This window comes from Pseudomonas sp. IPO3774 (assembly GCF_013386835.1).
In the GTDB taxonomy this organism is placed as follows: domain Bacteria; phylum Pseudomonadota; class Gammaproteobacteria; order Pseudomonadales; family Pseudomonadaceae; genus Aquipseudomonas.
In genome coordinates this window covers 1-15,581 of record NZ_JACAQY010000076.1, presented here as the reverse complement: position 1 = coordinate 15,581, position 15,581 = coordinate 1, and the positions used below count along the sequence as shown (strand labels likewise).

The following is a 15,581-nucleotide window of genomic DNA, read 5'->3' as shown; positions in this document are numbered from 1 at the left end:
GAGGGCCGGAGTGAGGGCACACCGAGCCTAGGCGAGGTGCCGAGTGGTGGGGCAAGAGCGTTTTGCTTACTTTTGCGCTTTTCAAAAGTGAGCCGCTGTAAGAGCGGAACCAATAGCGGCCATAACCGCAAAAACGGATATGTACCCAGGCAGATCAGAAATTCTGCCCCATGGAGAACTGGAACACCTGCTTGGTCGCATTCTCCGGCGTACGAACCGGCAACGCCAGGTTGATACTCAACGGCCCCAACGGGCTGTACCACGTAGCCCCAACCCCCACAGATGCACCCAGCTGACTCAGGTCAACCCCATTACAACCCTGGGTAGTACTGAGGGCACACTTGTCCGAATAAACGTTACCCACATCCCAGAACACAGACGTACGCACCGACTTATTATCTTTAAGGAACGGCATCGGAAACAGATATTCCGCCCCCCCGGTAATCAGGATGTTGCCCCCCAACGCCTCGGGACTGCGGTCGCTGTAGTACTGCTGGCCCGCACTGGCATACGCCCCGGTCGCCGGCGTACTGCGCGGCCCAAGCGTGCCGCTTTCAAACCCGCGCACCGAACCTTCACCCCCGGCCGTGTAGTTTTCATAAAACGGCAGGCCGTCCGTCGAGCCGTACCCGTTGGCGTAACCGAGCTTGGTATGCAAACGCAGCGTCGTCGAATTGGTGATCGGTACAAATGTCTGCCCGGAATAATCGAGTTTGTAGAAACTCAAGTCACTGCCCGGAAGCGTCACCGTCAGGTTCAGGTTCTGCGAGTAACCACGGGTCGGCATCACGCCTTTGTTCAACGTCGACTCCGACCACCCAAGATTCGCCTTGAAGTTGGTGAACTCACTGCCTTCGCGCTGAAGAAAATCGTAGATCTCATCAGAGCTGTAGATGCCCGGGTCGATACTGTCGTGTTGCACCGTCAGGCCGAAACTCAACCGCGAGGTTTCATTGATCGGGTAGCCGAGTGTGGCCCCCAGGCCGTAACTGTTGATGGAGTAGTAGGAAACACCGCTGCCATCGTCGTAGTAGTTGTTGTAATCGGTGGCACTGTAGAACGCGTTATAGCCCAGGCTCACCCCGTCCGGCGTGAAGTAGGGGTTGGTAAAGCCAATGTTGTACTTGCTCTGGTACTGCGAGCGGGTCAGGCCCAGGCTGGCGTAATCCCCGGTGCCCAGGAAGTTGTTCTGGGTGATCGAACCGCCAAGGATCAGCCCGGCATCCTGGGCAAAACCGACGCTGGCGGTAATCGAGCCGGACGCTTGTTCTTCGACCGCGTAGTTCACATCAAGCTGGTCGTCGACCCCCGCCACGGCTGGGGTTTCGACGTTGACCTCCTTGAAGAAGCCCAGGCGCTCAAGGCGAACCTTGGACTGGTCGATCAGGTAGGTCGACGCCCAGCCACCTTCCATCTGGCGCATTTCCCGGCGCAGCACCTGGTCGTCGGTCTTGGTGTTGCCACGGAAGTTGATGCGGTTCACATAGGCCCGTTTGCCCGGGTCGACCGCAAACACGATGTCCACGCTGTGGTCTTCATCGTGGGGCGTGGGCATGCCGTTGACGTTGGCGAAGGTGTAGCCGTCGTTACCCAGGCGCCGGGTGATCAGGTCCGAGGTGGTGGTCATCAGCTTGCGCGAGAACACCTGGCCTTTCTGCACCAGCAACAGGGCTTCAAGCTGGTCCTGGGGCACTTTCAAGTCGCCGCTGAGCTTCACGTCACGCACCGTGTATTTCTCGCCTTCGTTGATGTTGACGGTGATATAGACGTGCTTCTTGTCCGGGGTGATGGACACCTGGGTCGAGGTGATGTCCATGTTGATATAACCACGGTCCAGGTAATAGGAGCGCAGGCGTTCCAGGTCCCCGGTGAGTTTTTCACGGGCGTACTTGTCATCGTTGGTGAAGAACGACAGCCAGTTGCTGGTCTTGAGGGTGAACGTGCCGATCAGTTCCTTGTCGGTAAACACGTGGTTGCCCACCACGTTGATGTGCTGGATCGCGGCCACGGAGCCTTCGTCGATCTTGACCTTCAGGCCCACGCGGTTACGCGGCTGCGGCAGCACTTCGGTGTCGACCGTGGCCGAATAGCGACCCTGGGCCACGTACTGGCGCTGCAGTTCGTTGCGCATGCCTTCCAGGGTGGCGCGCTGGAAGATCTCGCCCTCGGCCAGGCCCGACTGCTTCATGCCCTTGAGCAGGTCTTCGGTGGAGATGGCCTTGTTGCCTTCGAACTCGATGCTGGACACCGATGGGCGCTCGACCACATTGATGATCAGCACCGTGCCGTCGCGGCTCAATTGGATGTCCTGGAAGAAGCCGGTCTTGAACAACGCACGGGTGGAATCCACCAGCCGTCGGTCATCCGCTTCGTCCCCCACGTTCAGCGGCAAGGCACCAAACACGCTGCCCGCCGAGACCCGTTGCAGACCGTTGATACGGATATCCGAGATTTTGAAGGCTTCAGCGTGTGCAAGTGTGACATTGAGCAGCAGCGCAACCGAGCAGAGCAGGCGCGAAAAATTCATCAAGATCTTTTCCAGAACACATCGACAAGCAGCGCAAGCGCGCCGGGATGACTCGCCGCAGGCGGGTCACCACGACGCGGCCAGACGGGTGGACGGCAAGCATAAGAGCGCCGGGGGTTTGGTGCGGTTAACCAAGTGTCAAGTTAGGTAAAGGTTGGCCCCGGGGCGATGAGGCTGGGCGATACTGTGGGGGTACCCTTTCACGAGCTCGCCATGATCCGCGTATTGCTAGTCGACGATGACCAGGAACTGACTGAAATGCTGGGCCAATACCTGGAGCATGAAGGCTTTGAGGCGACCTGCGTGCACACCGGCGAGGAGGGTGAAGTTGAGGCGTTGTCGGGGCGCTACAGCATTGTGGTGCTGGACGTGATGCTGCCCAGGCTGTCGGGCATAGAAGTGCTCAGGCGCATCCGCGCCAGCAGCCAGGTGCCGGTGGTGTTGCTCACGGCCCGGGGCGACAACATCGACCGGATCACCGGGCTGGAGCTTGGCGCGGACGATTACGTGCCCAAGCCCAGTTCCCCGGGTGAACTGGTGGCGCGCCTGCGCGCGATCATGCGCCGGGTGCAACCCGTGGGCCAGCCGACCGGGGAGGTCATAACGACCGGCGCCCTGATGCTGTGGCCCGGCAAACGCCAGGCCCGTTGGAACGGTTGCGAGCTGGGGCTGACCAGTACCGAATTCAGCCTGCTTGAAGTGCTGGCCCGGTGCGCCGGCCAGGTGGTGAGCAAAAAGGACCTGTCCCTCAATGCCCTGGGCTGCCCGTTGACCCGCTATGACCGGCGCATCGACGTGCATATCAGCAGCATTCGCCAGAAATTGGGCCCGCGCCCGGATGCCAAGGCCTGGATCCAGAGCGTGCGCGGCCTCGGTTACCTGTTGATCGCCGAATGATGAAACCCAGCCGGCTGTTCTGGAAACTGTTCCTGGCCTTTTGGCTGGCCACCAGCCTGACGTTCCTGGTGGGGTTGAGCATTCTCGTGGCGGGCAGCCTTGGCCCGGGGGATCACCATCTGGATGCGATCCTGGCCAGCGAAGAACAGTTGCTGGAACAGTACGGTGTCGAGTCGGGCCGCCAGCTCCTGGCGGTGTGGCAGCCACCCCACGGCCAAGCCATTGGCGTTTATGACAGTGCCGGTCAATTGCTGGCCGGCACGCCGGTCTCGCAGGTGGCTTATGAAAAGTCGCTGATCAGCAAGGACGGGGCCACGCTGTCCCTCAGGTCTTCCCATCCTCCCCACGAACCCGGGCGCCTGGGCCACTGGATCCCGCTGATCATCGGCACGCTGATGAGCGCGCTGTTCAGTGGGTACATGGCCTACTACCTGGCGTGGCCGCTGGCTTATCTGCGGCGGGCGATGGGCGACGTTGCGCTGGGCCGCTTCGAAACCCGGGTGCGGCCGATGATGGGCAAGCGCCGTGATGAAATCGTCGACCTGGCCGAAGACTGCGACCGCATGGCCAACCAGCTCAAGCTGCTGGTGGAGGCCCAGCAACAGCTGTTGCACGACATCTCCCATGAACTGCGCTCACCGTTGACGCGCCTGCAAGTGGCCATCGGGCTGTTGCAGCAAGACCCGGCACGCCAGGAAATGCTCGGGCGCATCCAGCGTGAATCGGCGCGCATGGACACGCTGATCGAGGCGCTGCTGACCCTGGCGCGTGTGCAGGGCCGTCCCGAAAGCATCGAGCGCGAGCCGGTGGATATCGTCGAATTGCTGGCCGTGATTGTCGAGGATGCTCAGTTCGAGGCGGGTATCAAAGGCTGCAGTGTCAGCTTGCAGGCGTGTCCGGACTTTGTCAGTCGGGCCAGCGGCGAGCTGCTGTATCGGTGTTTCGAAAATGTCATTCGAAATGCCGTGCGCTACACGCAGCCTGATACCACGGTGCAGGTTTCGGCGGAGGTCAGCCCCGACACGCGCTGGCTGCGGGTGTTGATCACCGATCAGGGTCCGGGCGTTGAAAACCTGCGGCTGCGGAGTATTTTCGAGCCTTTCGAACGTGGCCCGAATGACAACGATGCCGGTTTCGGACTGGGCCTGGCGATCGCCTTGAGGTCCGTGGAAATGCATGGCGGCACCATCGAGGCGCACAACGAGCCGTCCGGCGGGTTGAGCGTGGAAATCATCCTGCCTCGGGTGGGATCTTTACACGATATTACATTGGCTTGACCGCCCTGTACGCCCTGCGCCTTTAGACTTTTCTCCTGCGTGAGCTGATGTTCAGTGACGCCATTGGCGTGGAGGTGGCGATGTTTCAGGTGCACAAAAAAGGCTTCGTGGCCGGCAAGAAAATGGTCGACGGCCTGGTGCCTTACGATTTCTTCTGTGAAGACAGCCCGGCGATCAACCTGTTCGTGTTTACCGGCTCTGCGGCCCTCGGCCAAACCGTGGAAGAGCAGACATTGTGGGGCTTTACCCGGCTGGAGCGGTTTGAAGCCATGACCGGCGCCCTGGTGGCGAACAAGAAGAACGACGGCTGGTTTCAAAGCGTCAACGTGCTCACCGGGCCCAACCAGAACGGTACCCAAAGTGTGAAATTCCAGCGCGTGCTGAAGATCATCAAGCACGCCACCGCCACGGGCCGCGCGACCAGCAAGTTTGAATACGAGATTCATACGGATGAAGGCGACACCTACTTCACCCGCCGACCCGCTGCACCCGACAGTGCGCAAACCGTCATTTATGCGGCGGATCAATAGCGCGGCTGCCGGAGTTCAAAAAGAGCGAAAAGGGGACAGATTTATTTATAAAATAAATCTGTCCCCTTTTTACCGTCCTCTTTTTACCGTTACATGCCGGCAGCCTCTACCGGTGCTGAAACCTTGGCAACGAAGCAATCCGCATCTTCGGTTCCTGCAACCTGGCCAGGTCACTGGCAATCTGCGCCCGCCAGAAATGCGCCCCGGCCAACTGCGCATCCACCCACGCCTGGCGCAGCAACACCTTGGCCTTGTCCACCGACCCGTACTGGGCCTGGCGCAGAATCAGCTGCGCCTTGATCCGCAACATCTGCGGCACGAACCAGCGCTCATGCCGGCCCAGCGCCAATTGCAGGGTGTCTTCCAACACCTCCAGCGCCAGTTTCTCCAGGCCCAGCCGCGCCAGACCGAGAGCGTATTCACAACGCAGCAAGCTATAAAGCTGGCTGTCGCCTTGCCCATGCAGGTGATGCAAGGCCTCACCCAGCAACGGCACGCCTTCTTCGGGCGACCCCTGGCGGATCAGCAGGATGCTCTCGAAGCACAGTCGAAACTGACGCCAGATGTGCAGGTCCTGCTGGGTCGTGCTGTCTTGCAGCAAGCCCAGGTAGTACCGCACCTTGGGCAGGTTGGACGCCAACAGCGCCAGGGGAATTGCCCCCAGGCACAGGGTGTACCAGAGGGTCGCGGGGTGATCGAGGGTGATGGCTTCATCGACGCAACTGCCGATCAGGCGCAGCGCCGGGTCGACATCGCCTTCCAGCAACTGCACCTGTGCCTTGAGGCAGCGGGCGGCGATGCGCTGGTCAAAATGCACGTCGATAATGTGCGAGCGCGGGGCTGACGGTGACCCCAGTGCCTCGTCGATATTCTGTCGGGCGCCGGCCAGGTCGCCCATGTGAAACAGCGCCAGCGCGCGCATGCGTTTACCCAGCAGTTGCTGGTTGCCGCTGTGGCTCAGGCTGATGTAGCGCTCGGCCAATTCCAGTGCTTCGGCGTACTGGTTGCAGCCGCAGCGGTCACTCCACAGGCCCCACAGCGCCCGCAGCTTGTGCTCGGCATCGCCCAGGTCGCGGGCGTCTTCACGCACCTGGCGCCAGGCTTCGCGCATTGGCCCGCCGGTGCCATAGGTGAGCATCAGCACGCTGGCCAGGGCGGTTTGCAACAGCATGCGCTGGCGCAGCGGCAGCGGGGTGGTGGCGGCGCTGGCCAGGCCTTTGTCGACCCAGGTGCGGCACTCGCTGACCAGCGACAGGCGCAGCCACAGCGGCACACCGCCCAGGGTCAGTTCGATGCCGGTGGGCAGGTCGCCCGAGGCTGAAAAGGCCCACTCCAGCGCGGTGCGGATGGTGTTGATTTCCGGGCCGTAGAGGCCGATCCAGGTCTCGGGAGAAAGCCCGTCGAGGGTCTGCCCGGCTTCCTGCAATACGCCCAGCGCATACAGTGCATGACGCTGGCGGGTGGCGTCGGCTTCGCCGTGTTCGTTGAGTTTCTCCAGGGCGTAGGCGCGGGTGGTTTCCAGCAGGCGGTAGCGCTTGAGCAACTGCGATTCACCGGCGATCAGCAGCGACTTGTCCATCAGGCTTTCCAGCAAGGGCAGGGCATTGCGTGCATCGAGGGTGCTGCTGGCGGTCATGGCCTTGACCGCGTCCAGGGTAAAAGAACCGGTGAACACCGCCAGTTGGCGCAACATGGCCTGTTCGTCGCCGGTGAGCATCGAGTAGGTCCAGTCCAGGGTCGCGCTCAGTGAACGGTGGCGGGCGAGGGCGGTGCGCCGGCCGGTCATTTGCAGGCGGAAGCTGCCGTCGAGCAACCCCACCAGGTCCTGGATGCCAAAGGTGCGGACCCGCGCTGCGGCGATTTCGATGGCCAGGGCGTTGCTATCGAGCTTGCGACAGATGGCGCTGGCGGCGGCGACGTCGGTGTCCTTGAACACGAAGCCGGGGTCGAGGGCCTTGACCCGTTCGATGAACAACGCGATGCCCGACCAGGTCATGGCTTGCTCGGCACTCAAGTTCACGTCTTCGTCCGGCACCAGCAGCGGTGCGAGGTCGTGCACCCGTTCGCCTTCGGCCCGCAGCGGTTCGCGGCTGGTGGTCAGCACGCAGCACTGGGGCGCGCAGCGCAGCAGCACTTCGACGACGTCGGCGGTGGCTTGCAGCACGTGCTCGCAGTTGTCGAGCACCAGCAGCAACGGGCTGTTGGCGAGCATCGAGGCCACGCTTTGCAAGGGCTCGTCACTTACGCTTTGAATGCCCAGCGCGTTGGCGAGCATGCCGGCCACCCATTGGCCGCTGGTGGCGGGGGCCAGGTCGACGAAGCACATGCCCTGGTGAAAGCGGCCCTGCAGCAGCTGCGCCACGGCCAGGGCCACGGTGGTCTTGCCGATGCCGCCGGGGCCGGTGATGGTCACGAAACGCTGGCTCAGTACCTGGTCGGCCAGGCTCAGGATCAGCTGTTCGCGGCCAATCACCGTGGTGGGCGCCGGTTGCAGGTTCGGTGCCTCTACTGTCGGGGCGGGCAGCAGGGCCTGGGTCATAGCGCCTTCACCCACCGCCTGCATCGTCACCGGCGCGACAAACCGATAACCCCGGCCTGGCACGGTGACGATGTAGCTGAAGTTGCCGTCATCCCCCAGCGCCCGGCGCAGCGCAACGATCTGCGCGCGCAGGTTGCATTCCTCCACCACCACCTTGGGCCAGGCGAAAGAGATCAGCTCGGACTTTTCCAGCAACTCGCCAGCCCGGCTGGCGAGGGCGATCAGCAAGTACAAGGCGCGGCTGCCGAGGGTCACCGGCTCGCCGTTGCGCAGCAATACATGCTGGCGCGCCAACAAGAGAAAGGGGCCGAAACCGATTGCATTCTCGGTGTGGTCCGGGGCCTGGGGGACGAGGTCCGTGAAGGACACTGCGGGGTATTTGCTCGAACTCATCAATTTGTCCTTTTTTGTAGTCGGGCTTGTTATTGGCGATCAGGCCATTCGCCCTTTTGGGTGCTTACGTGCGGCAGCAGGCTTGGAGAGTTGAAGTCGATCAAAAAGGTGAGAGTTGTCGCCCTCCTTTGGGGCATGGACGTTGTTATAGGGCGCGGGGCCGTTGGGTTTCAGGCGATGAGACTGTTTCAATTTAGAAACATTTTATTACTAGAAAACCTGATGTAGCAGAATGTATGCCAGTTGGCATGTAACAAAGATGACAACAACCGTATGAAATTTATGGGGATTTTTGAGGTCGTCGAAAGCGGGGGAAGGTGGGTGTTCGGAAAGGCGAATATTTCTAATTGTGTCGTTCGGGATGCCGAATAAAACGGCGGTGGTTTGGCGTGGTTTTTTTGGCTGTGTATCAGACTGTGTATCAGCACCCATCTGATACACCGGCATGAATAGAAGGAGGAAACGCGACACAGACGGGATACACGCCTGGCTTTAAATCTGTCTACCAGATGGCGCAGGCGGTCACCCACCGCACAAGCGCCCTGGCCACATTCAGTCAAGCCAGGAGATTCAACAATGAAGCGCCATTACGCAGCCCTTGCCGCCACCCTCGCACTGTCCCTCGGTGCCTTCGCCGCCACCGCCCATGCCGAGGATGCCAAGCCTCAGGAAAAATGCTTCGGCGTGTCCCTCGCCGGTGCCAACGATTGCGCCGCCGGTGCCGGGACTTCCTGCGCCGGCACCGCCAAGGCGGATTACCAGGGCAACGCCTGGGTGCTGGTGGACAAAGGCACCTGCACCCAGATCAAAACCCCCAAAGGCTTCGGCAGCCTGACGGAACAACCATGATTGCCCTGGCCCCTGCGGTGCTCAAGCGTGTGCTGCCTGAGGCGCTGCTGTTGCTGGTGGCCCGCCTCGGGATCGCTTCGGTGTTTTTCCTCTCGGGCCGCACCAAGGTGACCGGTTTCCTGCAGCTCAAGCCGTCGACCTACACCTTGTTTCGCTCGGAATACGCCTTGCCGCTGGTGCCGCCGGACTGGGCAGCGCACCTGGCGACCTATGCCGAGCATCTGTTCCCGCTGTTGCTGGTGCTGGGCCTGCTGACCCGCCCGGCGGCTGCCGCGCTGTTGGGCATGACCCTGGTGATCGAGGTGTTCGTGTACCCCGACGCCTGGCCGACCCACCTGACCTGGGCGGGCTTGTTGCTGCCGCTGCTGGCGTATGGCGGCGGGGCCTGGTCACTGGACCGCGTGCTGTCCGGCCAACGCCGTTAACCCTTTCACAACAATGATCAGGCCCCAAGGCCTGTGGAGAGTCGCATGCGTATTCTTTCTTCCCTGGCGATCGCCATGGCACTCGCTACACCGTTGGTGGCCTCGGCCGCCGATGCAGCCAAGCCCCAGCCGGGCACCGGTAAAAGCGTGGTGATCGTGCCCGGTTCCTTTGTCGACGGCTCCGGCTGGCGAGTGGTGCACGACATCCTGATTCACAAGGGCTACAAGGTCACCGTGGTGCATCAGGGCCATGAAAGCCTCGCCGCCGACGTGGCCGAGGCCCGCGAAGTGCTGGAGCAGCAGGTCGGCCCGGTGGTGCTGGTGGGTCACAGCTCCGGCGGCGGGGTGATCTCGATTGCCGGTGACCGCGACAAGGTCAAGTCGATGGTCTATGTCTCGGCCCTGCAACCGGAAGTCGGCGAGAACATGAGCCAGCTGCTGTCGTCGATGCCGGCGCCGAGCAATGACGTGATGCAGACCCGCGACGGGCATCTGTTCTTTGATCGCACCAAGTTCAATGCCGATTTTGCTGCCGACCTGACCACCAACCGCACCGACTTCATGGCCGCCTCCCAGGTGCCGGCCACCACCGCGCTGTTCGGCGGCACCGTGTGGGCCGCGGCCTGGCACAAGAAGCCGACCTACGCCGTGGTGTCCACCGAAGACCGTGCCCTGAGCCCCGATCTGCAGCGCTGGATGTACAAGCGCGCCGGCTCGAAAGTCACTGAAATCAAGGCCAGCCACTCGGTGTACATCTCCCAGCCCGAGGCTGTGGCGAAGGTCATCGAAGACGCGGCATCCGTCATCAAATAAACCCCACCCCCGAGGAGTAATACCCATGAGCACATCCATCAAATCCCGCTTGAGCCTTGCCACTGCTGCCGCCCTGATCGCCATGGCGTCCGCTTCCTTCGCGGCCGCCGCCAGCGCCGCCGACCAGCCGGAACAGCCGGGTCGCTGCTACGGCGTGAACAACTGCAAGGGCGAAAGCCTGTGCGCCACGGCCAAGAACGATTGCAAGGGCCTCAACAGCTGCAAGGGCCAGGGCGTTGTGGTCAAGACCCCGTCCGAGTGCCTGAAGCTGGGCGGCACCACTACCGAACCGAAGTAACACCCCGGCGGGCCCAGGTTGGGCCCGCCGCCTATTTATGCAACGGAGACCACATGATGCCGACACCCAACCCGCGTTTTCCAGGCTATGGCCTGGGGCTGCGCAAGGAACACTACAGCGAGTTCCTGGAGAACCCGGTGGCGGTGGATTTCGTTGAAGTGATCTCCGAGAATTTCATGGTCGCGGGCGGCCAGCCCCGGCACATCCTGCGCCAGATTCGCGAGCGGTATCCGGTGGCGCTGCACGGGGTGTCGATGTCGATCGGCACGGCCGAGGGCCTCGATCGCGATTACCTGAAACGCCTCAAGTCGCTGGTGGACGAGATCGAACCGCTGTTTGTGTCCGACCACTTGAGCTGGTCCCGCAGCGGGGGTTTCAACTCCCATGATCTGTTGCCGGTGCCTTACACCCATGAGGCATTGGACCGGGTCTGCGCCAATATCGACCTGGCTCAAGAAGTGTTGGGCCGCACGATGCTGTTTGAAAACCCGTCCAGCTACCTGGCCTTTGATGGCGCGTCCATGAGCGAGTGGGAATTCATCGCCGCCATGTCCCGGCGCACCGGCTGCGAGCTGTTGCTGGACGTCAATAATGTGTTTGTCAGCGCCAGCAACCATGGCTTTGACGCTCTCGCGTTTCTCGACGGGATTCCGGCCGAGCGGGTCCGGCAAATTCACCTGGCCGGCCATAGCCAGGGCCGCGATTTGCTGATCGACAGCCACGACAGCCCGGTGTGTGATGGCGTCTGGGACTTGTATGCCAAGGCCGTTGCGTTGCTCGGCCCGGTCGCCACGATGATCGAGCGCGATGACGAGATCCCGCCCCTGGCAGAGCTGCTGGAGGAGCTGTCGATCGCCCGCATGCTCGGTGCCTCCGAGGCCTACAAGCGTGCGCAGGTGCGCTCATGAATCTCGCGCAATGGCAGCAGGCTTTTCATACCTGGCTGGTGAGTGCCTCGGAGCAGTCGGCCGAGATGTTGGGTAACAAGGCCGCGGGACTGGCGGTGTATCAGAACAACTACCGCGCGCAATTGGTGGGTTGCCTGGAACAGGCGTTTCCCAACCTGCGGCGCTGGGTCGGGGACGAGGCGTTCCTGGCCGCGTGCGTCAGCCATATCGACCGGCATCCGCCCCATGCCTGGACCTTGGACGTCTATCCCGAGGGTTTTCACCTGACCCTGGGCGAACTGTTCCCCAACAATCCCGACGTGCATGAACTGGCCTGAATCGAGTCGTCGCTCAATGAAGCGTTTGTCGCCGCCGATGCCAGCCCGTTGCCCATGGACGTGCTGGCGTCGGTGGATTGGGACACGGCACGCCTGCAACTCACGCCGTCGCTGCGCTGCCATGGGCTGACCACCAACGCCGAGGCGATCTGGTCGGCATTGTGGCAGCAAACCCCGGCGCCCGAGGCGCTGATGCTGGCCGAGGCCGGTGGGCTGCTGGTGTGGCGCCGCCAGTTCACCTCGCGCTTGCGCCAGGTCGATGCGCTGGAGTTCCAGGCCTTGGTGCACCTGCAAGGCGACGGCAGTTTTGCCGGGTTGTGCGAGTTTCTGGTAGCGCGCCTGGGGGAAGAGCAGGGCGTCGCGAAAGCCGGTGAGCTGTTGGCCGGCTGGATCGGCAGCGAGTTGATTGTGGGGGTCGTTGAAGACCTTTCTGTGTCGCATTTTTCGGAGCTATAAACCTATGTCTTTTTTCAATCGCCGGCGCTTTCTGATTTCCAGCGCCATTGCTTCAGTGGCGTTGTCACTGCCGGTCATGGCGACGCCCGCCCGTTGGACGATCCGCCAGGTCAGCACCGACCTGCTGGATATCGGCTACTACGAGGCCGGCCCGGAAGAGGGCAGGCCGATCATTTTGCTGCATGGCGCGGACGGCGACCTGGAGCGCTTCGCCGAGGTCGCACCCTACCTGGCCGCCCGGGGCTTTCGGGTAGTTGCCCCGTACCTGCGTGGCCATGGCACTACCACGCCGCTGGACAAGGCGGCACCCGCCAGCACTCAGGAAGTGGTGCTCGGCCAGGACGTGCTGGACTTGATGAACGCCTTGCACATCCCCGAGGCGGTGCTCGGCGGGTTCGATCTCGGCGGCCGCGCTGCCACCGCCGCGGCGACCTTGCGGCCAAGCCGTTGCGTGGCATTGGTCACCGTCAACAGCGCGCCGCAGCCCGCCCTGGCCGAGGTGCTGGTGCAGATGGCGCAGATGGGCAAATGGCGCACCTGAACATGAATATTTGGACAGCCGCGCATTTGCCCGCTGAAAAAAAAGGCCGCTGCCCGTAATCTAGACGCCTTTGCCACGTGTGCGGATTGTCCATGTCTTCAGTAGCTGATGGGTTGCCCAGTGATAAGCGTCTAGCGGCGGTTGTCGCCATTTCCCTGGGGATCGGCATGGCGACCCTCGACACGGCCATCGTCAACACCGCGTTGCCGACCCTGGCCGAAGGGATTGGCACCGACTCCGCTTCGGTGATCTGGGTGGTCAATGCCTACCAGTTGGCGACCATTGCGGCGGTGCTGCCCTTTGCGTCCCTGAGTGATGTGGTCGGCCACCGCCGGGTGTTCCTCGGCGGCTTGCTGGTGTTTGTGGTGGCGTCGCTGTTTTGCGGGCTGGCCTGGTCACTGCCGACGCTGACTGCCGCCCGGGTGGTGCAGGGCCTGGGCGCTGCGGCAATCATGAGCGTGAACATTGCGCTGCTGCGGCATATCTACCCGGCAAAAATCCTCGGCCGAGGGCTGGGGTATAACTCATTGGTGGTGGGGCTGGCCTTTACCCTGGGGCCGACGGCGGCGTCGGCGATTCTATCGGTGGCTACCTGGCACTGGTTGTACCTGATCAACCTGCCCCTTGGGGCATTGGCCTTGTGGCTCGGGGTGCGGGCGATTCCGGTGATCCCGATCACCGGGCATGCCTTCGACCGGCTGGCGGCAATTCTCTGCGCCGGGTTGTTTGCCCTGCTGGTGCTGGGCCTGGGCTCGGCGGTGCACGGTGCGCAGGCGGTGTTGACGCTGGGGCTGATCGCCGTGGCGCTGCTGTGCGGGCTGTTGCTGATCCGCCGTCAGGCCGGGCACCCGGCGCCGATGCTCGCGGTGGATCTGTTCAAGCGCCCGCTGTTCACCTTGTCGGCCCTCACCGCGATTTGCGCGTTCAGCGCCCAGGGGCTGGCGTTTGTGTCGCTGCCGTTCCTGTTGCAAACGGTGTTGGGGCACAGCCAGGTGGCCACCGGTTTCCTGATGACGCCGTGGCCGGCGGTGGTCGCGGTGATGGCGCTGATTGCCGGGCGCCTGGCGGACCGTATCTCCCTGGCGTTGTTGTGCGGCATCGGCCTGGTGATGTTGAGCGCGGGCATGGCCTCGCTGGCGACCCTGGGCAACGACGCCTCGACCTTCGATATCGGTTGGCGCATGGCCCTGTGTGGCGCCGGGTTCGGTTTTTTCCAGTCGCCCAACCTCAAGGCGATCATGACCAGCGCACCGATTGCCCGCAGCGGGGGAGCCAGCGGGATCGTCGCCACGTCGCGGTTGATGGGGCAGACACTCGGCGCTTCGTTGGTGGCGTTGTGTTTCCACCTGTCCCTGAGCAGCGGCCCGCAGTACGCGTTGTGGCTGGGCTGCGGGTTTGCCCTGGTGGGCGCGGTGGCCAGCGGGTTGCGCCTGATGCAGGACGGCGCCAAGGTTTAATTATTTGGGCCTTGTAAAACCTTGAGGTAGACGGCTACCGTGGCCGTCTAAATAATTCTGAATGTTTCAGCTTTTATGTCTGATCTGGCCCAACGCAGTGCTGATTCCCACTCCCGCCGTGCCGCGCTGACCCTTGGCCTGTGCCTGCCCAGTGACGTGTTGCTGTACCTGGTGCTGCCGATGGAGTCCCAGGCGTTCGGTATCACCCTGGCCCAGGCCGGGGTGCTGCTGGCGGCCAACCGCCTGGTGCGGATCTTCGGCTACAAGCATGTTCTGAATTTCTACGCCCGCAACGGTGATCGGCTGACGTGCTCCATTGCCGCCGGCGCGGCGGCGGTGTGTGCTCTTGGCAACTCGATGCTGTCCGGGTTTGCGGCCTTGCTGGGGCTGCGGTTGGTCTGGGGCCTGTGTTTTGCGGCGTTGAACCTTTCCACTCAAGTATTGGCTACCTCTGAACCGCTGGGTGCGGCGCGGCGGGCGGGGCGGTCGCGGGCGTTGATTGCCCTGGGGCCGATGCTGGCCTTGCCGTTGGGTGGGTGGCTGACGTTGCAGGTGGGGCCGCGGCCGATCTTCTGGATTCTGGCGGTGTGTTGCCTGGTGGGGTTGTGGATGGCGCGGGGGTTGCCGACTGCGGGTCACAATTTGCATGGCACGCCGGGGCGGCGGTTCAAGTTGCCTGACAGTGTGGCGACCTGGTCGTTTATCGAAGGGGTGGCGCTGGATGGGTTGTTTATCTTTGGCCTGTCGATTCAGGCGCAGAAGCTGCTGGGTGGCAATGCGGTATTGATTGCCGGTGGGTTGATGGCGCTGCGATATGTTTCGGAGTTGCTTCTGAGCCCGCTGGGGGGGCGTGCTGCGCAGCAGTTTGGTGCTACTTCGATGTTGCTGCTGTTTTCGTTTCTCAGTGCGTTGGCGTTGGGGGCGTTTGGTAGTCATTGGGTGATTGTGGGGGCGGCGGCGGTGTTGGTGTTGCGGGCGTTGCAGTTGCCGTTGGTGACGACGTTGGTGGCGGAGCGTAATCCGGGGGCGATGCGGGTTTCGGCGTTGGCGTCGAATGCGGTGTGGCGTGATGTGGGGGCGGGGCTTGGGCCTTTGCTGGCGGGGTTGTTGTTGCCGGTGGCGTCGGCGCCTTGGGTGTTTGGCGTGGCGGGGGCGGCGATTGCGGTCAGTGCGGTGTTTTGCTGGCGGGCCAGGGGTTTAGCATGAGATGGGGGGAGGGGGGTACATATCCGTTTCTTCGGTAACGGCCACTTAGGGTTCCGCTCTTACAGCGGGTCACTTTTGGCAAACGCCCGGAATGCCGGCCCAGCCAAAAGTAACCAAAAGGTCTTTGCCCCACCACTCGGTGCCTCGC

Annotated in this window: 13 protein-coding genes and 1 pseudogene; 12 read left to right on the top strand and 2 right to left on the bottom strand. The window is 62.6% G+C overall.

The genetic code is table 11. The features are described from left to right. Positions 1-154 precede the first annotated feature (154 nt). Positions 155-2,527, bottom strand: coding sequence for an outer membrane protein assembly factor BamA (gene bamA / locus HYE77_RS32090; RefSeq protein WP_102368638.1), 2,373 nt, complete (start codon positions 2,525-2,527; stop codon positions 155-157). 213 nt (positions 2,528-2,740) lie between these two features. On the opposite strand from bamA, the gene HYE77_RS32085 reads away from it, so the two are divergent. The 3 genes from HYE77_RS32085 (at position 2,741) to HYE77_RS32075 (ending at position 5,231) form a co-directional block, all read left to right on the top strand. Further along, positions 2,741-3,424: a response regulator transcription factor gene (locus HYE77_RS32085; protein ID WP_008430480.1), complete on the top strand. Its 684-nt coding sequence runs from the start codon at positions 2,741-2,743 to the stop codon at positions 3,422-3,424. Beyond that, positions 3,421-4,701, top strand: coding sequence for an ATP-binding protein (locus HYE77_RS32080; RefSeq protein ID WP_177070562.1), 1,281 nt, complete (start codon positions 3,421-3,423; stop codon positions 4,699-4,701). Before HYE77_RS32085 ends, HYE77_RS32080 begins: the two co-directional genes overlap by 4 nt. 80 nt (positions 4,702-4,781) lie before the next feature. Next, positions 4,782-5,231, top strand: coding sequence for a hypothetical protein (locus tag HYE77_RS32075; RefSeq protein ID WP_043225222.1), 450 nt, complete (start codon positions 4,782-4,784; stop codon positions 5,229-5,231). A gap of 106 nt (positions 5,232-5,337) precedes the next feature. Here HYE77_RS32075 and HYE77_RS32070 read toward each other — a convergent pair whose 3' ends face one another. Beyond that, entirely contained in the window at positions 5,338-8,163 is a 2,826-nt protein-coding gene (locus HYE77_RS32070; protein ID WP_177070561.1) for a winged helix-turn-helix domain-containing protein, read from the bottom strand. Positions 8,164-8,739: 576 nt separating this feature from the next. Here HYE77_RS32070 and HYE77_RS32065 point away from each other — a divergent pair. The 9 genes and pseudogenes from HYE77_RS32065 to HYE77_RS32025 all read left to right on the top strand — a co-directional run bounded on the left by HYE77_RS32065 (position 8,740) and on the right by HYE77_RS32025 (position 15,433). Continuing rightward, complete coding sequence (locus tag HYE77_RS32065; RefSeq protein WP_003211270.1) at positions 8,740-9,012, top strand: DUF2282 domain-containing protein; 273 nt, start codon at positions 8,740-8,742, stop codon at positions 9,010-9,012. After that, positions 9,009-9,437 (top strand): DoxX family protein, encoded by a 429-nt coding sequence (locus HYE77_RS32060; RefSeq protein ID WP_003211272.1) that lies wholly within the window; start codon positions 9,009-9,011, stop codon positions 9,435-9,437. Before HYE77_RS32065 ends, HYE77_RS32060 begins: the two co-directional genes overlap by 4 nt. A gap of 45 nt (positions 9,438-9,482) precedes the next feature. Continuing rightward, positions 9,483-10,250: an alpha/beta fold hydrolase gene (locus HYE77_RS32055; RefSeq protein WP_003211274.1), complete on the top strand. Its 768-nt coding sequence runs from the start codon at positions 9,483-9,485 to the stop codon at positions 10,248-10,250. 25 nt (positions 10,251-10,275) lie between these two features. Next, positions 10,276-10,548, top strand: a complete 273-nt coding sequence (locus tag HYE77_RS32050; protein WP_003211275.1) for a hypothetical protein — start codon at positions 10,276-10,278, stop codon at positions 10,546-10,548. A gap of 56 nt (positions 10,549-10,604) precedes the next feature. Continuing rightward, the gene (locus HYE77_RS32045; protein ID WP_087695391.1) at positions 10,605-11,456 is read left to right on the top strand and encodes a DUF692 domain-containing protein; all 852 of its coding nucleotides are present in this window, start codon (positions 10,605-10,607) and stop codon (positions 11,454-11,456) included. Then, positions 11,453-12,229 (top strand): annotated as a pseudogene (locus HYE77_RS33085) (putative DNA-binding domain-containing protein). The gene HYE77_RS32045 and the pseudogene HYE77_RS33085 overlap by 4 nt, the downstream one beginning before the upstream one ends. Positions 12,230-12,233: 4 nt before the next feature. After that, positions 12,234-12,770, top strand: coding sequence for an alpha/beta fold hydrolase (locus HYE77_RS32035; protein WP_102368641.1), 537 nt, complete (start codon positions 12,234-12,236; stop codon positions 12,768-12,770). A 92-nt stretch (positions 12,771-12,862) separates the two neighbouring features. Further along, positions 12,863-14,227, top strand: a complete 1,365-nt coding sequence (locus tag HYE77_RS32030) for an MFS transporter (protein ID WP_023658995.1) — start codon at positions 12,863-12,865, stop codon at positions 14,225-14,227. A gap of 75 nt (positions 14,228-14,302) precedes the next feature. Next, complete coding sequence (locus HYE77_RS32025; RefSeq protein WP_017478989.1) at positions 14,303-15,433, top strand: MFS transporter; 1,131 nt, start codon at positions 14,303-14,305, stop codon at positions 15,431-15,433. Positions 15,434-15,581 lie beyond the last annotated feature (148 nt).

Bases quoted from the DNA above. Each gene is read 5' to 3' on its own strand.
- bamA (WP_102368638.1), bottom strand. From the start codon at position 2,527: ATGAATTTTTCGCGCCTGCTCTGCTCGGTTGCGCTGCTGCTCAATGTC.
- HYE77_RS32085 (WP_008430480.1), top strand. From the start codon at position 2,741: ATGATCCGCGTATTGCTAGTCGACGATGACCAGGAACTGACTGAAATG.
- HYE77_RS32080 (WP_177070562.1), top strand. From the start codon at position 3,421: ATGATGAAACCCAGCCGGCTGTTCTGGAAACTGTTCCTGGCCTTTTGG.
- HYE77_RS32075 (WP_043225222.1), top strand. From the start codon at position 4,782: ATGTTTCAGGTGCACAAAAAAGGCTTCGTGGCCGGCAAGAAAATGGTC.
- HYE77_RS32070 (WP_177070561.1), bottom strand. From the start codon at position 8,163: ATGAGTTCGAGCAAATACCCCGCAGTGTCCTTCACGGACCTCGTCCCC.
- HYE77_RS32065 (WP_003211270.1), top strand. From the start codon at position 8,740: ATGAAGCGCCATTACGCAGCCCTTGCCGCCACCCTCGCACTGTCCCTC.
- HYE77_RS32060 (WP_003211272.1), top strand. From the start codon at position 9,009: ATGATTGCCCTGGCCCCTGCGGTGCTCAAGCGTGTGCTGCCTGAGGCG.
- HYE77_RS32055 (WP_003211274.1), top strand. From the start codon at position 9,483: ATGCGTATTCTTTCTTCCCTGGCGATCGCCATGGCACTCGCTACACCG.
- HYE77_RS32050 (WP_003211275.1), top strand. From the start codon at position 10,276: ATGAGCACATCCATCAAATCCCGCTTGAGCCTTGCCACTGCTGCCGCC.
- HYE77_RS32045 (WP_087695391.1), top strand. From the start codon at position 10,605: ATGCCGACACCCAACCCGCGTTTTCCAGGCTATGGCCTGGGGCTGCGC.
- HYE77_RS32035 (WP_102368641.1), top strand. From the start codon at position 12,234: ATGTCTTTTTTCAATCGCCGGCGCTTTCTGATTTCCAGCGCCATTGCT.
- HYE77_RS32030 (WP_023658995.1), top strand. From the start codon at position 12,863: ATGTCTTCAGTAGCTGATGGGTTGCCCAGTGATAAGCGTCTAGCGGCG.
- HYE77_RS32025 (WP_017478989.1), top strand. From the start codon at position 14,303: ATGTCTGATCTGGCCCAACGCAGTGCTGATTCCCACTCCCGCCGTGCC.